Source organism: Brevibacillus sp. B_LB10_24 (assembly GCF_046036945.1).
Classification (GTDB): domain Bacteria; phylum Bacillota; class Bacilli; order Brevibacillales; family Brevibacillaceae; genus Brevibacillus_C.
Window position 1 is genome coordinate 26,747 of sequence record NZ_JBJQOQ010000018.1, and the last position, 16,568, is coordinate 43,314.

At 54.4% G+C, this 16,568-nt stretch carries 19 protein-coding genes; 4 read left to right on the forward strand and 15 right to left on the reverse strand.

Annotated features, from left to right (window positions below; translation table 11 throughout):
* The first annotated feature begins 103 nt into the window (after nucleotides 1-103).
* Nucleotides 104-1,009: a nickel pincer cofactor biosynthesis protein LarC gene (larC, locus tag ACI7RC_RS16510; RefSeq protein WP_408109332.1), complete on the forward strand. Its 906-nt coding sequence runs from the start codon at nucleotides 104-106 to the stop codon at nucleotides 1,007-1,009.
* A gap of 44 nt (nucleotides 1,010-1,053) precedes the next feature.
* Here the strand turns inward: larC and larC2 are convergent, their stop codons facing one another.
* Nucleotides 1,054-2,028: a nickel pincer cofactor biosynthesis protein LarC2 gene (gene larC2, locus ACI7RC_RS16515; RefSeq protein WP_408109333.1), complete on the reverse strand. Its 975-nt coding sequence runs from the start codon at nucleotides 2,026-2,028 to the stop codon at nucleotides 1,054-1,056.
* 105 nt (nucleotides 2,029-2,133) lie between these two features.
* Between larC2 and ACI7RC_RS16520 the strand changes: the two genes are divergently transcribed.
* A complete protein-coding gene (locus ACI7RC_RS16520; protein WP_408109334.1) occupies nucleotides 2,134-3,162 on the forward strand; it encodes a M23 family metallopeptidase in 1,029 nt (342 codons plus the stop codon).
* Nucleotides 3,163-3,218: 56 nt separating this feature from the next.
* On the opposite strand, the gene yunB is transcribed toward ACI7RC_RS16520, so the two are convergent.
* The 9 genes from yunB to ACI7RC_RS16565 form a co-directional block, all read right to left on the reverse strand.
* Entirely contained in the window at nucleotides 3,219-3,950 is a 732-nt protein-coding gene (gene yunB / locus ACI7RC_RS16525; RefSeq protein ID WP_408109335.1) for a sporulation protein YunB, read from the reverse strand.
* Nucleotides 3,951-4,016: 66 nt separating this feature from the next.
* On the reverse strand, nucleotides 4,017-5,177 hold the full coding sequence (locus ACI7RC_RS16530) for an MFS transporter (RefSeq protein ID WP_408109336.1): 1,161 nt from the start codon (nucleotides 5,175-5,177) through the stop codon (nucleotides 4,017-4,019).
* Between the two features lie 19 nt (nucleotides 5,178-5,196).
* Nucleotides 5,197-5,613 carry a MerR family transcriptional regulator gene (locus ACI7RC_RS16535; protein WP_408109388.1) on the reverse strand — a complete coding sequence of 139 codons (417 nt, stop codon included), beginning with the start codon at nucleotides 5,611-5,613 and terminating at the stop codon, nucleotides 5,197-5,199.
* Between the two features lie 132 nt (nucleotides 5,614-5,745).
* Nucleotides 5,746-6,840, reverse strand: a complete 1,095-nt coding sequence (locus ACI7RC_RS16540) for an HD-GYP domain-containing protein (RefSeq protein ID WP_408109337.1) — start codon at nucleotides 6,838-6,840, stop codon at nucleotides 5,746-5,748.
* Nucleotides 6,841-7,001: 161 nt separating this feature from the next.
* Complete coding sequence (locus ACI7RC_RS16545; RefSeq protein WP_408109338.1) at nucleotides 7,002-7,304, reverse strand: YunC family protein; 303 nt, start codon at nucleotides 7,302-7,304, stop codon at nucleotides 7,002-7,004.
* A gap of 56 nt (nucleotides 7,305-7,360) precedes the next feature.
* A complete protein-coding gene (locus ACI7RC_RS16550; protein ID WP_408109339.1) occupies nucleotides 7,361-7,597 on the reverse strand; it encodes a DUF6154 family protein in 237 nt (78 codons plus the stop codon).
* A 46-nt stretch (nucleotides 7,598-7,643) separates the two neighbouring features.
* A complete protein-coding gene (locus ACI7RC_RS16555; protein ID WP_408109340.1) occupies nucleotides 7,644-9,077 on the reverse strand; it encodes a bifunctional metallophosphatase/5'-nucleotidase in 1,434 nt (477 codons plus the stop codon).
* A gap of 22 nt (nucleotides 9,078-9,099) precedes the next feature.
* Complete coding sequence (locus ACI7RC_RS16560) at nucleotides 9,100-9,921, reverse strand: sulfite exporter TauE/SafE family protein (RefSeq protein ID WP_408109341.1); 822 nt, start codon at nucleotides 9,919-9,921, stop codon at nucleotides 9,100-9,102.
* 11 nt (nucleotides 9,922-9,932) lie between these two features.
* Nucleotides 9,933-10,793, reverse strand: coding sequence for a DUF72 domain-containing protein (locus ACI7RC_RS16565; RefSeq protein ID WP_408109342.1), 861 nt, complete (start codon nucleotides 10,791-10,793; stop codon nucleotides 9,933-9,935).
* 31 nt (nucleotides 10,794-10,824) lie between these two features.
* On the opposite strand from ACI7RC_RS16565, the gene ACI7RC_RS16570 reads away from it, so the two are divergent.
* Nucleotides 10,825-11,280, forward strand: a complete 456-nt coding sequence (locus ACI7RC_RS16570; RefSeq protein WP_408109343.1) for a M67 family metallopeptidase — start codon at nucleotides 10,825-10,827, stop codon at nucleotides 11,278-11,280.
* On the opposite strand, the gene floT is transcribed toward ACI7RC_RS16570, so the two are convergent.
* Together floT and ACI7RC_RS16580 are read right to left on the reverse strand one after the other, a co-directional pair.
* A complete protein-coding gene (floT, locus tag ACI7RC_RS16575; RefSeq protein ID WP_408109344.1) occupies nucleotides 11,277-12,800 on the reverse strand; it encodes a flotillin lipid rafts scaffold protein FloT in 1,524 nt (507 codons plus the stop codon). The genes ACI7RC_RS16570 and floT overlap by 4 nt on opposite strands.
* A gap of 15 nt (nucleotides 12,801-12,815) precedes the next feature.
* Complete coding sequence (locus ACI7RC_RS16580; protein ID WP_408109345.1) at nucleotides 12,816-13,325, reverse strand: NfeD family membrane protein; 510 nt, start codon at nucleotides 13,323-13,325, stop codon at nucleotides 12,816-12,818.
* Nucleotides 13,326-13,502: 177 nt separating this feature from the next.
* Here ACI7RC_RS16580 and ACI7RC_RS16585 point away from each other — a divergent pair, with 177 nt between their 5' ends.
* Entirely contained in the window at nucleotides 13,503-14,342 is an 840-nt protein-coding gene (locus ACI7RC_RS16585) for an alpha/beta fold hydrolase (RefSeq protein WP_408109346.1), read from the forward strand.
* Nucleotides 14,343-14,356: 14 nt separating this feature from the next.
* On the opposite strand, the gene ACI7RC_RS16590 is transcribed toward ACI7RC_RS16585, so the two are convergent.
* From ACI7RC_RS16590 to ACI7RC_RS16600, 3 genes are read right to left on the reverse strand one after another with little or no spacing between them, the layout of a single operon-like run.
* Nucleotides 14,357-15,358, reverse strand: a complete 1,002-nt coding sequence (locus tag ACI7RC_RS16590; RefSeq protein ID WP_408109347.1) for a histidinol phosphate phosphatase domain-containing protein — start codon at nucleotides 15,356-15,358, stop codon at nucleotides 14,357-14,359.
* A complete protein-coding gene (locus ACI7RC_RS16595; protein ID WP_408109348.1) occupies nucleotides 15,355-15,792 on the reverse strand; it encodes a DeoR/GlpR family DNA-binding transcription regulator in 438 nt (145 codons plus the stop codon). Before ACI7RC_RS16595 ends, ACI7RC_RS16590 begins: the two co-directional genes overlap by 4 nt.
* Nucleotides 15,731-16,525: a sugar phosphate isomerase/epimerase family protein gene (locus tag ACI7RC_RS16600; protein ID WP_408109349.1), complete on the reverse strand. Its 795-nt coding sequence runs from the start codon at nucleotides 16,523-16,525 to the stop codon at nucleotides 15,731-15,733. Before ACI7RC_RS16600 ends, ACI7RC_RS16595 begins: the two co-directional genes overlap by 62 nt.
* Between the last annotated feature and the right edge of the window lie 43 nt (nucleotides 16,526-16,568).

Sequence of the window (16,568 nt, forward strand, 5' to 3'; positions counted from 1 at the left end):
TAGGAGTGAAAGCAGACCTGAATCGAACGTATTTTCCCCTATCTTACCAAAAAAATATGGCTTGCCGCCAGTAAAAGTATGTGCAACAGAAGGGATGAAGGATATGAAAGTAGCCTATCTGGACTGCTTCTCCGGGTTAAGCGGTGATATGACCCTGGCCGCATTGGTAGATGCAGGTGCGAACAGAGAAAGACTGGAACAGGAACTGCGAAAGCTGCCCCTCGACCATTTCCGCCTCGAATGGCGCAGCGTCGTAAAAAAAGGGGTGTCTGCGCTGAAACTGGATGTCGTTGACGAGCACGCAGCCCCGGCAGGACACGATGAGCAACATCACGAGCTTCATCACGAGCACCATCATCACGAGCACCATCATCACGACCATCATCACGACCACCATCATCACGAACTCCACCACGGGGACCATCATCACGATCACGACCATGACCACGAGCATCATCACGGGCATCACCATCACAACCACGACCACCCTCATCACCATCGACGGTACAAAGAGATTGTGGACATGATCACATCTGCGGGCCTGGCTCCGAGAGTGACCGAACGGGCGCTGGCGATCTTCCAACACATCGGCGTCGCAGAAGCAAAAATCCACAATGTCCCGCTCGACACCGTCCACTTTCACGAAGTGGGTGCGCTTGATTCGATTGTCGATATCGTCGGCGTGGCTTTGGCGTTGGAAGACTTGGAAGTCGATCAAGTGTACTCTGGACCTGTTCCGACCGGCAACGGATTTGTCCGCTGCGACCACGGCTTGTATCCCGTGCCTGCTCCGGCTACCATGGAGATTTTAAAAGGCATTCCCCTCCGGTTCAGCGCCATTCAAAAGGAATTGACCACTCCAACCGGGGCAGGCATCGCCGCTGCTCTGGCCGAAAAATTCGGCCCGCTGCCAGCCATGACCGTAGAAGCGATCGGTTACGGCGCGGGCGCGCGGGACTTGCCCGACCAGCCAAACGTGCTGCGCGTGCTCATCGGTACGCTTTCATAAGTTAACCAAAAAAAGGGGGAGATTGTTCGGGGCCGCAGCACCCGTCAATCTCCCCCCATCGATTCCAAACGCTCAGGCGAGACCTGCTTTGCCTTCTCCAGAGCCTGTTGATACACCTGCTTTAACGGAATGCGCCATTCCCGCGCCAGCCTCGCGCATTCTTCGTACTCCGGCGCTACCTGGACCCTTTCCCCTTGGTGGTAACCAATTTTCGCCGTCACTTTTCCCCAATCTGTCTCTACCGTGATAAACCTGCGGGCCAGCCGATGAACAGCAACCGGGAAAACCCTCAGTCCAAACGTGGATGTTTCGCGGAACATAATCCCCTTCATCGCTTCCAACTGGCTCTCGTAAGTCAGCACCTGCAGCAGCATGCCCGGCCTGCTCTTTTTCATTGTCATCGGCAGGACCGTCACATCATTGGCCCCGGCTTGAAGCAGGCGCTCCATCGCATAAGCGACCCACTCCGGACTGACGTCATCCAGGTTGGCCTGCAGCAGGTACATTCCCTCATCGATGTGCTCCTGCGCATGCTCCCGGCACTCGCGCAGGATAGGCGGATTGCCGTTTTGGCTTACCTGAATCAAAGCGATCCCCTCTGCCGCGCCTGCCTTTTCCACTTTCCCCGCTGGGAGTTCCCCCGACGCGATCCCCAACTCACGAAGCCAGGCCAAGGCCAACGGCGACAAAGGCTCTGCCGTCTGTCTCCACTCCGCAATGGCAAAGCCCTCTAAAAGGGGAAGCCACTCGGCCGGCAGCCCCCGCGGTACGACAAGCGGAGCAAGCCTCAGCTTTTTCCAGAACGTCTCGTACCGGGACAGCTCCGCAAGCGCCGACATCTCCTCTTCCCAAAAAGCCGCCGGCACTGTGCTTTCATAGGCTTTGGCCCTAGCCACGGCAGAATCGAGACATCCCGGGTAAGCCGTTTTTTCCGCCGGCTTTCCTTCGAGTGCGTTCCAAGCGCCAAGCAAACCAGTCAAGGTAAGCGGCTTGTCACTGTACAATATCCAAGTATCCATATCATCCACATCCCTATAGTTACCCAATTTATGGAAAATAGATTAAACCCCCGGATAGACGCAGAGACTACTAACGAAAAACGATCAACCAGGGAGGAATCAAGAATGCGGATTCTGCACCTTCGCCTAATGGTGATCCTGTTGTTCGCAGCACTCAGCTTGTTTGCAGAGCATTACGCCTGCGCCCAAGCTGCTGTTTCCGCATCCAAAGATAAGACAAACCAGGCGGACGTCTTGCAGCAGCGCATGCAATTATTCTGCCGTTTTGAAGCCGTCTACGGAATTCCCTGGACATACCTGGCAGCAATCGATCAATACGAGCGTACCATATCCAAGCACAAGAAACACGAAAAAACACCGATGCGGCTGACTGCGATCGACATACCGCCAGCTGTTTGGAGCGGCTACCTCAATCCGGAGCAAAACGATACGAATGAGTCGTCCATTGCCTTTTTCGGCGGAATCGGCCTTGACGGCTCAGGCGATGGACTGGCCGACCGCAACAACGATGCCGACGTGCTCGCGGCGATCATTCAACAGCTCGCTGAATTTGGATACAGCAGCGAAGATTTTCGCATCGGTTTGTGGACCTACTATAAACGCGAGCGCGCAGTCCAAACAATCGAACAATTTTCCAAAGTATACAAAAAGTACTTGACACTTGACCTGCAGCGCCACACCTTCCCCATCCCCAAACCGTACAATTACAGTTATAAAAGCACCTGGGGCACGGCCCGCGACTGGGGCGGAAGGCGGATCCACGAGGGAACCGACATCTTTGCGGACTACAGCACGCCGATCCAGAGCACAGGCTACGGCGTCATCGAGATTATCGGCTGGAACCGCTTTGGCGGCTGGCGCATCGGCATTCGCGACATGGACAACGTCTATCACTACTACGCCCACCTCTCTGCCTTTCGCAAGGGGCTGAAAGCGGGAGACATCGTCGAGCCCGGACAGATCATCGGGTATGTCGGCAGCTCCGGCTACGGCAAACCCGGGACTTCCGGCAAGTTTCCCCCCCACCTCCATTACGGGATGTACATCGACAACGGGAACAGCGAATGGGCGTTTGACCCGTTTCCGAAGCTGAAGAGCTGGGAGAGGATGATGTACAGGAAAAAAGAGGGTTAGGTATCTAACGCAAACGCAAAAAAAGCGATGGCAGCTCTGCTCCATCGCTTTTTTTCCTAATTTCCTCCCGGCATAACCGGCTGCCCTTCAGGCCCTATCCCCATCTTTGGCACTTCAGGTTTTCCTTCCGGATTGTTATACAGGTAATACGGTACTTTTCCGATGATCAGTGAGTGAGCAATTGGAATTTCCGACGTGACCGTCTTTTTCTCCGTAGCAAATGGTATGACAATCCGCAGGTCGACTTCGACGTACATGTAAATCGTCATGAGCACCATGTTGATCCCCGCTTCCGACAGGCTGTGCCTCAATTGTGCCCGCACGGAACCGACCGGCACAAACTTGAGCGGCAGATCGGGTCCCATCTGCGCCAGGAAGCTGTTTCCCGTCACCAACCCGAGCGGAATAGACTGATCGATTTTTTGCGATTCGAATTCTTCCAATCGATTTTGAATTCGCTGCGTCGTCTCGCCGACGATCCGGGCGTTCTCCTGGGCGTTCCAATTGATCGCCTGGATCTGGCCGTCGCGATCCTGCAAAATATTGGCCAACTCCTTTATGTCGATCCCCTGCTGTACGATTCGTTTGGTTACGGCATCGGCAATCGCCTCTTTGGCGAGCTGCTCGGCTTTTTGCGTAGCCAGGATCATCAACGTCGGCTCGATCCGCCGCTCCAGCAGGAATAGCGACTGCATCATCAACGCAAGCGAGATGACCAAAGCGATAAAGACCGCCTTTGGCCGGGTCAGTGGACCCCGCGGACGTCGACGAACCCGAAACACTGCCACTTCCGCCACCCCCTACATAGTACATCCTATGCAGCGGGCAAATCATTTACGTCAGGTGTCCAGTCTTTAGTGAGCCTCTGCCGTCTTTTTCTTCCCCGGCAGCAAAATAAAGACGATCCCCGCCGCGACGATCACGCTGGCGACGATGAACGGCGTGTGAAGCGACACGGAGTGGCCGATAAACCCGGACAGGACGGGAGCGATTGCCGCGCCAAGCCAGCGGACAAAGTTATACGCACCAGAGGTAACGCCCCGCTCGTACGGAGATACGTCCATCACGTAGCTGGTAAACAGCGCGTTGTTCAGGCCGCTGATCAGTCCGGAGATGATGATCAGTACGATATCGATCCAAACCACATCGACGAAGTACAAGAGTGCGAGGATGACGAACATCGCGATCAAGCTGTAAGGGATAATCTGTTTCGGTTCGGATTTGTCTTCCAGCCGATGGGCCAACACGGCGGAGCCGTATGCGAGCATCAGGCCCCAGCCAAAAAACACCAGCCCCAATTGAATGGCCGTCAGACGCAAGACAAGCGGGGAGTATGCCAGGACGACGAAGAAGCCGTAATAGTACAGCATCGCCGACAGCGCTCCGCGCAGGAACGGTCCGTAGCGGATCAGGTGCAGCAGCTCCCGGCCGCTTGCCGTCCGCTTGTTCGTCTTGGCCTGCGGCTGGTAGACGTAGAGAATGACGAGGATAAATGCCAAGAAAATCAGGATGCCGGTCGCGAAAAAGGGATAGCGCCATGAGGAGCCGCCAAGCAATCCGCCGACCAGCGGTCCGCCGGCCATCCCAAGTCCCATCGCCCCTTCGTACATGCCAACCGCCCGGTGTACGTCGGCTGTCAGAGCGATGATCAAGGTCATGGTGGTGGCCATAAACAAAGAGTTGCCCAGCCCCCAGCCTGCCCGGAAAATGGAGAGCTCAGGGATGCCGTTTGAAAAACCGCACAACAGGGCAAATACCGTAACAATGGCCAAGCCGGTAACCATCAATTTTTTTTCGCCAAACTTGCCGGTCAGAATGCCGGACGGAATCATCATAAAAGACATCATCAAAATATATGCAGTAAACAGCATTTCCACTTGCGCTTCGGTCGCGCCGATGTCTTCTGCGATTACGGGCAGGATCGGGTCGACGATGCCAATCCCCATAAACGCCAAAAACGTGGCAAAGACGGTAATGTAGCGAGCGCGGGTCTGCCGTTTTGAATTTTCTTCCATTTTTTCTCCTCCATGTAATTCATGTTGTTTCCTCTTTTAGTATCTCTGTCACCTTTGCATGTAAAGCTTCGATTTCCTGTTTAAACCTATCCATTTTCCTTATTTTTTGGTTTATCATTTCCAATTCTTCCCGCAGATTGTCCGCCAGCAGCTGCAAATCTGCCCTGCTCTGCTGTTTTTCGGAAGCATTGTACAGATCACCATATTGTTCGATCTTCTCGTTGACTGACATAAAGCGCTGCAGCTCTGCCAGCGAGAAGCCCAATACTTCCCGGGCATCCATGATTTTTTTCAAGCGTTCAATATCCGCTTGGGTATAGAGTCTCGTTCCTCCTTCTGTCCGCTCGGGAGGCTGGATGAGTCCAATCTCCTCATAATAACGGATCGACCGCTTGGTCAACCCCGTTTCCTTGGCCACATCGTCGATTTTGAACATCATGATCCCTTTCACGCTCCAACAGAATGTAATTATAGTCCTAATATAACGTTAACGTCAACGTTAGATTTACCCAATCATTCCGGAAATAAACCAGCCCGGGCGGCCAATTTCTGACAACCGGGCTGGCTTTTACAGGATGTAATCGCACGAAGCAATCATTATATTGAGATGTTTTGACAAATCAATTTCATAGGGCGAAGCAACTCGCTCGCCATTTGGTTCCTTGATCACGCGGAGAATCGGACGGCTGGGAGCGCCCCGATTGTAATCGACCACGATCCCCTCCTCCCCCGTATTCAAGGTCACAGTCAGGCCAATCGGATAGAGGGCAATGGTATCGCGAAAGTGTTCGACCATTTCCTGGTTAAACAGCTTGCCCGTCCCGAGGAACAGCTCCTCCATCGCCTCATGCGGCAGCATTGCCTTGCGATAGACGCGGCTGGTGGTCATGGCATCAAACACATCACAGATGCCGAGGATCTTGCCGTAGCGGTGAATCTCACTCTCAACCAGACCCCGCGGATATCCCGAACCGTCGCAGCGCTCATGATGCTGATAGGCGCAGTGGGCAGCCAGCAGCGGGATATCGTCTTCTTTGCGCAGCAGCTCAAAACCGTACTCTGTATGTTTTTGCATGATTTTGTACTCTTCGTTAGTCAGTTTGTCCGGCTTGGTCAAAATCTCCGAAGGGATAGCCATCTTGCCGATGTCGTGCAGGATCGCTCCTATGCCCAGCTCCGTCAGTTCTTTCTGATCCAATCCCAGCTTGACCCCGAGCGAGGTCGCATACAAAGTGACGTGAAAGGAGTGATAAAAGACGTAGTTGTCGACTCCCCCCACGCTGCCCAATAAATTCATTGCCACTTGATTGCCTTTTAGTTCGTCAATGATTGAAAGCACGGCATGCCGAAACTTCTGTCCGATCTGCTGGCTGCTCGGCAGCTGCCGCCAGCGCTTTGGATCGATCTGATAAGCCTTGAAAGTTTCGCTGATAATCCCCATCGCTTCCCGTCTCGTCTGTTCGGAAACGACATCCTCCACTATAATATCGCTTGTAAGCTCGTCGTCTATGTACACGGCAGAAATATGGTATTCCTGCAGCCTGTTGATCATTCTTTGCGTTAGGAAGACTCCAGCCCCGATCAGCACAGTCCCGTTGTTCGTATAGATAGATTTCGCTATTTTTTGTCCTGGCTGGCAGCGATTAACCGAAATGAGTCGCATAGCAATTGTCGCCTCTCCTAAATCGTCACTTTCGACAAAACTCTTGTTTATTTGCCATTTTTCACTAACATTAGCATATCACATTGCCTAAAAATAAAAAACGTAAATAGCCCGATTGACGGCACAAAGGCTCTTACCGTGAAGTAAGAGCCTCGCTTCGCTTAAAACATTTTACGGATCGCTTCCCGACCGGATATTCCCGCTGGAATCCCCGCTTTTTCTGCTGTTGTGGTCACCGATTCGAGCGGCGCATCCAGCAGCTCCTGGATGGTTTTTACGCCGACCGCCCGCCCGGCAAGGACCTCGCGTTCGGCCAGCCGCTGATTCAGCAGGCCGACATCCAAAGCGCCGCACATGATGTACCCCTTTTCCGTGGTAACGGCCAGCAGTGTCGTCTTCGGCAGTCGGACCGTAATCGCCAGAGCTGTTCCCTCTTCAAACGAGATTGGCTGTACCTCAATCATGTCTGTTCCTCCTCCTCCGCTATACCCTATGTAAAAAAGCACCCGGGGGTGCAGCTTCAGTGAACAGTCGCGGAAGGCAGTTCGGCATCCATCGCGACTTTCCGTTTGACTACTTCAATCATATACGTCGCGATCATTTGAAACAACTCTTCATCGTCCATTTCATCGATCAAACGGTACAAGTCGTCTCGCGATTGTTCCTGAAGAATTCCAGCGACAATGGCGATAATATCCTCCTCATCGCGGCTAAAATGCCCCCTGTACAACTGGTAGAGCTCATCGATAAAGCGCAAGTCAAGGCACTCCTTTTTCCTTTTAGGATAACGCCTGCCAACAATCCTATTCCTTGGAGCGGCAGTCCAGCCAACGGGGCACGAAGCTTGCTTTCACCAAAACATCGTCGCCGAGCGTGACCGCCAGTACCTCGCGCAGGACCTCCGGCAGGAAAAACCGGTAGTTCTTGCCCTGCGACAATTCGGGAAACAGCGGGCTAAAGGCAAACAGGTCCACAGTGCCGATCCGGTATTCGCGCTGCATGTCGAGCGGATCCCCGTTCACCTCAATCCCGCAAATGACCGGCAAGACCCCCGCTTCATAGTGGACGGTGATGCCGTCTACCCCCATCCATCCGACCATCTTGCCGCGAAAGCCAAAGCCGCGCAATTCTTTATACACAATCTGCGGCTGAACGGAATGGGCGATCAGTTGAAACAGCTGCGCCCCTGTCAGCGTAACGGCACACGGCTTGATCGGGTGGGGCATGCACAGCAGCAGATCCTTGCGGGTCACTGCCCCTTCGGATAGGGGGGCGAGCAGCAAGCCGCTGTTGGCCAGGCCTATGTCGGCATTTGCCCAAAGCCGCAAGCTAGCCGCCAAAAAGGAGGCAAACGGCGTCTCGCGCTCCCAGTCTACCCCGAAGTCGACGCTCAGGGTGCCGACAGTCTGATTCAAGATCAGCTCCGCTTCTTCCTCTTGCCGCTTGATGACCGACCGGACGACTGCATCATCGGGAAACTGCTGCGCAGCAAAAACTTCTGCCGAACTTTCCACCACCCTCCCTGTCCCTTCGTCCAGGACAAGCTGAACGTGGCCGACGTATTCGCCCCAACGTCCTGCCTGTGCGATCAGCGTGTGGTCAGACCGTTCTCCCCGTTCCAGCAAATGATGGGTATGCCCGCCCAGGATCACATCGATTCCCTCGATCTCCCGGGCCATCTGCCGATCTTTTTGCAGCCCCAGGTGGGACAGGACGATCAAGACGTTCACATGCGGCCTCAATTGTTCTACCTGCTTCGCAATCAGGGGCAGCGGCTCTTTCGCCTCCCAGCCGAGCTGCTCGTAGACGTCAAAAACGGCCGTAACGCCAAGGACAGCCGCGCGAACCCCTTCCCACTCATGGATGGCGTACGGAACCGCCCAATGCGGGCGCTCATGTGTAGCAGCATCGTACAGATTGCTCAGGACAATAGTAAACTCTGCCTGCTCAAACAGCTCATCCAGTCTTTCCTTGGGCAAGGTGATGCCTTCGTTGTTGCCGATCGTCACATATTGGTAACCGCTGTGGTTGACGACATCCACATTGGCATGGCCCCACGTCGCCTCCGTAGGCAGGCTCATCCGGTCAGAGTGATCCCCGATATCGACGGTGAGTACATAATCTCCCTTTGCTTCCCACGCCTGGCGACGCTCTTTCAGGCATGTGGCAATCTGCGGCATTCGCTCAAAGCGGCTGTGCAAATCGTTGGTGTGGAGAATATGCAGGGTTCGGGTCACGTTGTTCCCCCCTTTTGCTCGTTCAAGCCGTGAAGGCTTTGACAATCATTTGGACCGCAATCGCCAGGATGAGGACGCGCAAAATCACGATCAGCGTCTGTCCTTTTATTCGCTTGGCCAGCACCGCTCCTACTTTACCGCCAATCCAGGCCCCGGGGGCAAGCGTTAAAACGTACAGCCAGTCGATGTGATCATGCAGCACGTTTGTAACGCTGCCGACAATTGCCGAAAGGAAGATGACGAACATGGAAGTGGCAGAAGCCGCGTGCGGAGGAAAGCGGAACAGCACAAGCAGGACCGGCACCATCAAGATGCCGCCGCCAACGCCAAACAGCGAGGAGATAATTCCCACAAAAAAGGCAATCGAGACGGCCATCCAACGCTTGTAGCCGTATTCATGCTCGTTCCCCTGTTCGTCTGTATAGGTTCTCACCACGTCCAATTGAAGCTTTAGCGGCTTTATTTTATCCTTGACCATGATCAGTACAAACATGGCAATTTGAAACAAACCGAACAGCAAATAAAACGAATGCAGCTGCAAAAGCTTGTTGATGTAAACGCCGGCGATCGCTCCCGGAGCGCTTCCGATGAAAAACAGCCAGGCCGTCTGCGTATCCACCTTTTTCTGCTTTACATACGCCAACGTGGAGGACAAAGCCGTGACGGCAATCACCATCAACGACGTCCCGGCCGCTAACTGGGCCGTCATGGTGCCTGGCTGATACCAATTGACAAAGTAGAGCAGGGCCGGCACGAAGAACATCCCGCCGCCGATTCCCACCAGGCTGCCTATAGCCCCTGCGACCAGGCCGACCAGCGTAAATACTGCGACCAACAATAGCATGAAGATTCTCCTTAAAACAATTCCAACTGCTGCGGATGAAGCCCTGAAGGTTTTACGCCGAGGAGCTCCATGAATTGCTTGGCATTTCCCGCCGCGTCACCGCCTGAGTTGTTGTTAAATAAAATGTATACCTTTTTTGCCTTTTCTTGCAACTGCCTGATGAACGGGACCCACTCCCGCAGTTCTTCTTCGCTGTACTTGTACAGATAACGCACATCCCGCCAGTTTTGACCTGCACCGGGGTCTCTCCACCCCGATACATTGCGCCCGTGGAAGCGAACGAGTGACAGCTCCGGCCGGGTGACCGCAGGGACGATCGGGACACAGCCGGTTCCGACTTGAGGTTCGTCACACACGACGTGCACCGCGCCCAGGTCGTTTAGCAGAGCAAGGGTGCGTTCGCGAAATTGGGGCTCAAACCAGCTGCGGTTGCGAAACTCGACGGCGACCGGATAGCGGGGAAAGGCCCGAACACACAGCTGGACGTAGTTTACATGCTCGCGTATGCAGTCGAACCACGGCGGAAACTGGAACAGGAGCGCTTTTAGTTTTCCCGTGCTGACGAGCGGCTGGATGCTCTCCTCAAACCGGGAAAACAGCTCTTCCCGGCTCATCGCCGCTTCAGGTCCGCCGCGCTTGTGGCCGGTCATCGCCTGATGGGGCTTCACGATGAAGCCAAAGGTATCAGGCGTCTCCCGCGCCCATACCTGATAGTTTTTCTGTGGTAAAATGGCGTAAAACGAACTGTCCAGCTCGACGATCGGAAAGTGGCTGGCGTAGACGGACAGCTTGTCACGGCTGCGCACCCCTTGTGCATACAGATCGTCGTGATCTCCCCAGCCGCACACGCCAATCGAAATACGGCTTTCCATCATACCATTCCTTGTGAAAGGAGCGAAATGGATGCTCCCTGATATTTTGGGCCAACCCTTCGCAAATAAGCATATCAAACTAAAGTTGGACGGAAAAGTACTGAAGCGCCTCATCGCGGAAGGGCGTGAGGCGCTGCCTTATGAATATTCTGCTCTGCTGGCCGGAAGAGGGGCAACCATTACCTGCCATTTTGCAAATGTATCGGAAACGGCGGCAACAGAAACTTTTTCCTGGAGCGGTCCGGCTCTCCTCACCACCTTACAGCTTCTTCGGGAGCGGGAGCTTCGTTGGCTGGGCTGCGTTCACACCCATCCCCGGACACCCGCGATCCCCTCTGCCGCCGACCATGCCGGCTGGCATTACCCAGAGCTGAGTTACTGGATTCTCTCTCTCGCCCGGCCGGATCAGCCGGAACTGAAACTGTACCAGATGGCGGGCGGCCGCTTTTTTGCCAGGGAGTTTAAGATTACAGACGAGGGCTCTTAGGCTTCGGCAGTACCGCTCTTCTCTTCGCTTGCCGCCGGTTTCACCTCTTGCTCCGTGCCTTTGTCCGACTGCATGAAGCCTGCAATCATTTTGTTCATATCCAGCCCGGACACGTCCTTCAGCATCTCGGGAAGCTGGGACATCATTTTGGTGACGTTCATGCTTAACCGGTTGACGCCGTCCCCCTGGCCGTTGCCGGAGTCGATGATCGTCACCTTGTCGATCGCCGTCATCGGCTCTGCCACCTTGGAGGCAAGCTCAGGCAGCATCTTGGCCACGATGTCCAGCACCGCTGCTTGCCCGAACTTCTCGTACGCTTCGGCCAGCTTCTGTTTCCCTTCTGCTTCCGCTTCCAGCTTCAGACGGGTGACCTCCGCCTCTGCCGTACCTTTGGCCTTCTCCGCTTCCGCGACAGCCAGACCCTCGATCCGCTTTTGCTCGGCCTGCGCCTTCGCCTCCGCCTCGATCCGGTACTTCAAGGCATCGGCTTCCCGCATCTTCTTCGCTTTCTCCGCTTCGGCGGCCTGCTCAACCGCATAGCGGTCGGCGTCGGCCTTTTTCTTCACTTCTGCATCGTACTGCTTTTCGCGGCGAAGAATTTCTTTTTCTTCCAATTCGATTTGCTTTTCTTTCCGAACGATGTCGATTTTCATTTCTTCTTCCGTCACTTGCTGCTTGGTCACGACTTCCTGCAGCGTATAGGCCTGGTCGGCGATCGCCTTGGCCCGGTCCTGTTCTTGTTTGAAGGCGGAGACCTTCAATTCTTTCTCTTTTTGCGCTTCGGCGATATTGGTCTCTTTCAAAAGTTCTGCCTTGCGCGCTTCTTCTTCCGCTCTTGCCTGGCGAATCCGCGCTTCTTTGTCCGCTTCCGCCTGGGAAATGACCGCGTCCCGTTTGACAGCGGCAATCTGCGGAATCCCCAGGGCAGCCAGGTAACCGTTCTTGTCGCGCACTTCTTTAATCGTAAAGCTGACGACCGTCAGACCCATCTTTTTCAAGTCTTTCGCCGCTACTGCCTGCACCTCTTGGGCGAAGCGCTCCCGGTTCCGGTAGATCTCCTCTACCGTCATGCTGCCGAGAATCGCCCGCAGGTAACCCTCCAGGACCTCCTGCGCTTCAGCTTTCAACGCTTCGTCCGTTTTCCCCATAAACTGCTCGGCAGCGGTGGCAATCTCTTCAATCGAACCGCCGACCTTGATGATTGCGGTTCCGTCCGCCATCACGGGAACGCCTTGCTCCGTGTACACTTCAGGCGTCGAAACCTCCAGCTTTTGCGACAGCAAACTGATGTAATTGGCCTGCTGGAAGATCGGCAGGATAAACGCGCCGCCGCCGCGGACGATCTTCATCTTCCGCCCTTGCTCGTCTGTCAGCACGTTTTTGCTGCCCAGATAGCTGCCCGTAACGATCATCGCCTGGTCAGCGCCGACCGTTTTGTACCGGGCCCAAAAGGTGATCCCCAATATTGCCAAGATAGCGATGACGACAACCAGGATGACGGTAACGCCAGGTTCTAACATCCAATCTCTCCCCCTCTATTGAAATGGCACTACATACAACACGTGATCCTTTACCTCGACGACGACGACGCGAGTTCCCTCGGGAATGCTCACCTGGTCCATGCTTGCGGCCATGTGGTTGGTCGTCCCGGTAATCATCGGGATGACGACCTCCCCCAGGCCATTTTCCGGAATGGCCGTGAGAACTTCACCGATTTTTCCCGTCAGCTGCTGCAGGGAGTAACCTGTCGAAACTTCGGCGTCCTTCATCGGTTTGACCCAAATGAAGTAAGAAATGACTGTAATGGCTATCCCGGCGGCAGCCGCCCCCAAAAAGACGCTCGGGAGAGAAAGCGCGGTCCAGCGGTACAGAAGATATCCGCATCCGCCAAACGAGGTCAGTCCGCTCATCAAAGACAGCGGCTGCAGCAGCGGAACCTCAAAATGCGGTACGTGGCTTGTCGTGTCGCCAAACAAAAGGTTGATACAAGCGTAGATAAGTCCGATGCCGACACAGACAAGAAACAGAATCTCCGGCCAAGCCATGCCTTTTCACCCCCTTCTCTAACCGTCAAGCATTCGCAGTCAATTCCATTAATGGAACTTTATTTCCTATTATGTAGTACGATTTTTTTGTATAAAGGTTTCGATAATTTCTATGCAAAATCTACAAATATCGGGGCAATACTACGAGGAAGACCTGTTGGGGAGTGATCTCAACCGATGGCTGTCGCCACGATTAACGGTGCCACGATGTATTACGAGACAAGCGGAGCGGGCGTACCAATCGTATTCATTCACCCTCCTGTTATTACCAGCGAAAACTTTTACTACCAAAAGCGGGATCTGTCCCAAGACTTCCAGGTGATCTGCTTTGACATCAGGGGACATGGCAACAGCGGGTACTCTGAGGAGCCCCTCACCTACCCGCTGATCGCCCGTGACATGAAGGGGCTGCTCGATACATTGGGTATTTCGCAGGCATACCTTTGCGGATATTCAACCGGCGGCTCGATCGCACTGGAATTCATGCTGACCTATCCGGAACGGGCCCTGGGCGGAATCTTGCTCAGCGGCATGTCGGAAGCGAGCGACCTCAGGCTGAAGCAGTTGATCACGCTGGGCAAGTCGCTCGCCCAGGCGGGAGCGCTCCGGCTTTTGGCCTATACGATTGCCCATAGCAATTCCGACAGCGCTTCCTTGTTTCGCCGGATGTACGCAGCCGCGCTCAAAGGAAACGCCGAAAATATCGCTCAGTACTACGACTACAGCCGGATCTACCGCTGTACAGATCAGCTTCATCAAATCGAGAAGCCTCTGCTCGCCATATACGGCGACCAGGATAAAAGCTTTGAATCCTACTCCCGGATGATCCACCAAAAAGTCAACGGCAGCGAACTGGCGCTGGTACACGGCGTCAAGCATCAACTGCCAGCGAAAGCCGCTTCAGAGGTAAACGAACTGATCAGAGAGTTCATCTTCGCCAGGCAGGAGCAGACAAAAGACTGGCATCCCCTCCCGTTCGTCGGGGAAGGGACAGCCTCTTTGGAGGAACTTCATTAGCTGGCTTCCGCCAATCATGCCTGCAAAGGCTTCATCACCCGCTGCCTGGCAGCAAACGTGGCGATTTCTTCTACTCCTTTTTGCTTTAGCATGGCGGCGTTTTGCGCGACGTACTTGCCGATGTCGTCGGGAAAGTGAGCATCCGACGACAGGGTGAACGCCACGCCATGTTTTCGCAGCACATCAAGAAAGGCCGGACTCGGACACATTTCACGAACCGGATAGCGGTAATAAAGTCCCGCATTTACTTCTGTCGCTGTACCGGTCTCTTTCAGCGCTGCGGCAATCTGCTCATACAGCGGCAGAAGCAAAGCTTCATCCGGCCGGTAACAAAAGACTTTGAGATTATCGAGGTGGGCGGCTATGTCAAACAAACCGCTTCTGATCATGCCTTCCACAACCGCGAAAAACCGGCGGTAGAGATCAGGCAGATCGTATTGCTCGAACAGGTGGCTGACATCCGGATTGTCAAAGCCCCACCCGTCAAAGAAGTGGACAGACCCGATCACGTAATCCCAATCTGCCAAGTTCAACAGCTGCGTTAATTCGGCCTCGCCGCCTGGAAAATAATCCGCTTCGATCCCAAGTCGAAGCTGAATCCCCCTCTCGGCCCATCTGGGCTTTGCCGATTGAATGGCGGCGACAAAATCCCCCATGTTTTCCGTACATACCTGCTGCAGCCAGGTGGCTTGCAGACGGCCAAGCTCGGAATCGCCCAGCTCCATACGGCGCTCAAAATAGGGACGAGCCTCTTGAAACCGGTATAAATGATCGACAATTCCAACTTCTTTCAAGCCCTTTCGCAGCGCTTCTTCCAGATACAAGTCGATCCAGGAGGCATCGTACGCTCCGCGCTCCAACCGGGCTTGCAGACGCGCATAACTTGCCTGCAGCCAGTCGCGGGTGTGTTTTGGCGCATCAATCGGATGAAACCAATCCAGTGCCGCATTCGTCCGGTCGAGCCACCGAAACGAATAAGGTCCTTCTTCCAAATGCAGATGATAATCCACCCTCATGTCTCTTCTCCTTTTGGCCTGCCCGCCGTGATCCACTCTGTGAAACAACCTGTGGAACGCCAGTGATCCGGCATCGGCTGATCGCATATGATGGCGGTTACGTCCTCCGGTCTGCATATACGGTAAAGCTGGGTTTCTGCTATTTTCGCTCCATCTGCAAGTACGTATGCCTGTTCCGAGCGCTGAACCATTTGAGCCGAACATAACGCCTCTTCCATATCATAATCGCTTATGCCGTCTGGCGTAATCCCCCCGCATATTTTCACAACAAAAAAAGCCGCAGCAGTACGTACGGCTTTTTCAAGGTTTATCTGCCTGACATCACGGACGGCAAAATGAAGGCGTACGGCCTCACCTGCCTCCATATACGGTTCATTGTGCCGGCTGTCCTTTGAGCTCGTTGGCGATGTCCGCTGCATCTGCCAGCACGACATCCGTCGCCGTCCCCTCCACGTATTCCAGAATGGCGCGGTACGAGTGGCCGAGGCTGCGCAGCGCTTCCCAGATCGGCTGCCAGTCGATCCCGCCCTTGCCTACCGGCAGATGCAGGTCATTTTTGCCGTCATTGTCGTGCAGATGGACCGCACAGAGCTTCTCCCCCAGCTCGCGGATGACGGCAGGAGTATCCCAACCGTTGATGTAGGCGTGCCCTACGTCGACCAATGCTTTGATATTCGGAATCTCCTGGAACAGCTGGACGAATTCCTCCTGGTTAAACAAGGCGAAACTGCCGAGTCCGACGTTTTCCACGGCCAGGTCCACGCCCAGACTCTGCGCTTTTTCCCCCAGCCTCATCAGGTTCTCCTTGGCGTACTGCTGGGACTCGTAGCGCAAGAACAAGGGTGTGCAGTACAAATTGGGGTGAATGGTCATCTGTTCGGCCCCGATGCGGGCAGACCACTCCAGGCATTGTTTGTACACCTCGTAGGAATAGGTACGGATCACTTCAAACCGGGGGGTGGCCAGATTCAACTCCCAGATCGGTGAATGTACGCTGACCGGGCCTTCGTGCCGTTCGAAGCGGAAGTATTCACGATCCCACTCCACAGGTTCCCGCCAGTTGGGTCCATCCATCGAGATTTCGATTCCACCCTGCCACTGGTGCAGCAGATCATTCACCTCATCGATATTGTGCATGTACGGCAACAGATTAATAAACAGCTTCATGTTCATTACCCCTCTTTCGCCAGGTTATTTAACCGCTTTTTTT

What these genes read in the sequence shown, in the direction of transcription:
- larC2 (WP_408109333.1), bottom strand. Translation starts at nt 2,028, where the DNA reads ATGGATACTTGGATATTGTACAGTGACAAGCCGCTTACCTTGACTGGT.
- ACI7RC_RS16580 (WP_408109345.1), bottom strand. Translation starts at nt 13,325, where the DNA reads ATGGCTTGGCCGGAGATTCTGTTTCTTGTCTGTGTCGGCATCGGACTT.
- ACI7RC_RS16590 (WP_408109347.1), bottom strand. Translation starts at nt 15,358, where the DNA reads ATGAGGGTGGATTATCATCTGCATTTGGAAGAAGGACCTTATTCGTTT.
- ACI7RC_RS16540 (WP_408109337.1), bottom strand. Translation starts at nt 6,840, where the DNA reads ATGCGACTCATTTCGGTTAATCGCTGCCAGCCAGGACAAAAAATAGCG.
- ACI7RC_RS16585 (WP_408109346.1), top strand. Translation starts at nt 13,503, where the DNA reads ATGGCTGTCGCCACGATTAACGGTGCCACGATGTATTACGAGACAAGC.
- ACI7RC_RS16570 (WP_408109343.1), top strand. Translation starts at nt 10,825, where the DNA reads ATGCTCCCTGATATTTTGGGCCAACCCTTCGCAAATAAGCATATCAAA.
- ACI7RC_RS16535 (WP_408109388.1), bottom strand. Translation starts at nt 5,613, where the DNA reads ATGTTCAAAATCGACGATGTGGCCAAGGAAACGGGGTTGACCAAGCGG.
- ACI7RC_RS16520 (WP_408109334.1), top strand. Translation starts at nt 2,134, where the DNA reads ATGCGGATTCTGCACCTTCGCCTAATGGTGATCCTGTTGTTCGCAGCA.
- ACI7RC_RS16530 (WP_408109336.1), bottom strand. Translation starts at nt 5,177, where the DNA reads ATGGAAGAAAATTCAAAACGGCAGACCCGCGCTCGCTACATTACCGTC.
- floT (WP_408109344.1), bottom strand. Translation starts at nt 12,800, where the DNA reads ATGTTAGAACCTGGCGTTACCGTCATCCTGGTTGTCGTCATCGCTATC.
- ACI7RC_RS16595 (WP_408109348.1), bottom strand. Translation starts at nt 15,792, where the DNA reads ATGTCGTGCTGGCAGATGCAGCGGACATCGCCAACGAGCTCAAAGGAC.
- ACI7RC_RS16560 (WP_408109341.1), bottom strand. Translation starts at nt 9,921, where the DNA reads ATGCTATTGTTGGTCGCAGTATTTACGCTGGTCGGCCTGGTCGCAGGG.
- larC (WP_408109332.1), top strand. Translation starts at nt 104, where the DNA reads ATGAAAGTAGCCTATCTGGACTGCTTCTCCGGGTTAAGCGGTGATATG.
- ACI7RC_RS16565 (WP_408109342.1), bottom strand. Translation starts at nt 10,793, where the DNA reads ATGGAAAGCCGTATTTCGATTGGCGTGTGCGGCTGGGGAGATCACGAC.
- ACI7RC_RS16545 (WP_408109338.1), bottom strand. Translation starts at nt 7,304, where the DNA reads ATGATTGAGGTACAGCCAATCTCGTTTGAAGAGGGAACAGCTCTGGCG.
- ACI7RC_RS16600 (WP_408109349.1), bottom strand. Translation starts at nt 16,525, where the DNA reads ATGAAGCTGTTTATTAATCTGTTGCCGTACATGCACAATATCGATGAG.